Source organism: Pseudomonas sp. FSL R10-1350 (genome assembly GCF_009600525.1).
Classification (GTDB): Bacteria; Pseudomonadota; Gammaproteobacteria; order Pseudomonadales; family Pseudomonadaceae; genus Aquipseudomonas; species Aquipseudomonas helleri.
The window spans coordinates 1-1,786 of sequence record NZ_WIVR01000146.1 but is presented as its reverse complement, the minus strand read 5'-3'; the positions used below and the strand labels follow the sequence as shown (position 1 = coordinate 1,786).

At 61.1% G+C, this 1,786-nt stretch carries 2 protein-coding genes; both read right to left on the bottom strand.

Features of this window, described 5'->3' with window-relative positions:
* Positions 1 to 490 (bottom strand): response regulator (locus GHO25_RS25515; protein WP_153393337.1); only part of this gene is annotated, 490 nt, incomplete at its 3' end.
* A 49-nt stretch (positions 491 to 539) separates the two neighbouring features.
* A partial coding sequence (locus tag GHO25_RS25510) for a chemotaxis protein CheA (RefSeq protein ID WP_178110248.1) occupies positions 540 to 1,786 on the bottom strand: 1,247 nt, incomplete at its 5' end.

Here is a 1,786-nt window from a genome sequence, read left to right as displayed (position 1 = left end):
GTGCAGGCGTGGGCGCCCCACCTAGCGGCGCACGGCTCACAGGTGCCGGTGCGGCAACGGACGGCGGCGCGCTGTAACTGGACAGGCGCCGGTTGCTGCGCGAAATGTTATGGACCTTTTCACACAGCAGCTGTTTGACCTTGTCGGGGTTGCGCGAGATGTCTTCGAAATTCTTCGGCAGGAAGTCCACGGCCCCGGCGTCCAGCGCATCGAGGGTCACGCGCGCGCCTTCATGGGTCAGCGACGAGAACATCAAGACCGGCGTCGGGCAGCGCTGCATGATGTGGCGCACCGCGGTGATGCCGTCCATCATCGGCATTTCGTAGTCCATGGTGATCACGTCGGGCTTGAGCGCCAACGCCTGATCAATTGCTTCCTTGCCATTGGTGGCGGTGCCGATCACTTTAATCGTCGGGTCAGCCGACAGAATTTCCGACACACGACGGCGGAAAAACCCAGAATCGTCCACCACCAGGACCTTGACTACCATAAACACTCCGTTAGGCGGCAGGGCACGCTGGCGCCCCCTGCTACGAGAATCAAATACGCCGCGAGGCGTAGTGCTTGAGCATGCTCGGCACATCCAGGATCAAGGCAATGCGACCGTCACCGGTAATGGTGGCGCCCGACATGCCCGGCGTGCCCTGAAGCATTTTGCCCAACGGTTTGATCACCACTTCTTCCTGGCCGACCAGTTGATCGACGACAAAGCCGATGCGCTGGGTGCCAATCGAGATAATCACCACATGCCCTTCGCGTTGCTCTTCATGGGCGGCCGAGGCCACCAGCCAGCGCTTGAGGTAGAACAGCGGCAACGCTTTGTCGCGCACGATCACCACTTCCTGGCCGTCAACCACGTTGGTGCGTGACAGGTCCAGGTGGAAAATTTCGTTAACGTTGACCAGCGGGAAGGCAAACGCCTGATTGCCCAGCATGACCATCAGGGTCGGCATGATCGCCAGGGTCAGCGGCACTTTGATGACGATTTTTGAGCCCTTGCCCAAGGTCGACTCAATGGCCAGCGAGCCATTGAGCTGGGCGATTTTGGTTTTCACCACGTCCATGCCCACGCCACGGCCCGACACGTCAGAAATCTCGGTCTTGGTCGAAAAGCCCGGGGCAAAGATCAGGTTGTAACAGTCGTTTTCGCTCAGGCGGTCGGCGGCGTCCTTGTCCATCAGGCCTTTTTTGACGGCGATGGCGCGCAGCACATTGGCGTCCATGCCTTTGCCGTCGTCTGAGATCGACAGCAAGATATGGTCGCCTTCCTGTTCGGCCGACAGCACCACCCGCCCGCACCGCGACTTGCCCGCGGCTTCGCGCTCTTCGGGGGTTTCACAGCCATGGTCAACCGCGTTGCGCACCAAGTGCACCAACGGGTCGGCCAGCGCCTCCACGAGGTTTTTGTCGAGGTCGGTGTCTTCGCCCACCAGTTCCAGGCTGATTTCTTTTTTCAGCTGGCGGGCCAAATCGCGAACCAGACGCGGAAAGCGGCCGAAGACTTTCTTGATCGGCTGCATGCGGGTCTTCATGACCGAGGTTTGCAGGTCTGCGGTAACTACGTCGAGGTTAGACAGCGCCTTGGCCATGGCCTCGTCATGAATGCTCAGGCCCAGGCGCACCAGGCGGTTACGCACCAGCACCAGTTCGCCGACCATGTTCATGATCTCGTCGAGCCGCGCGGTGTCTACCCGCACCGTGGTTTCGGCTTCGCTGGCCACCGGTTTTTCCTGCGGTGCAAGCGCTGCCCGGGCGGGCGCCGGGCGCGGAGCGGCAGGCTTGGCTT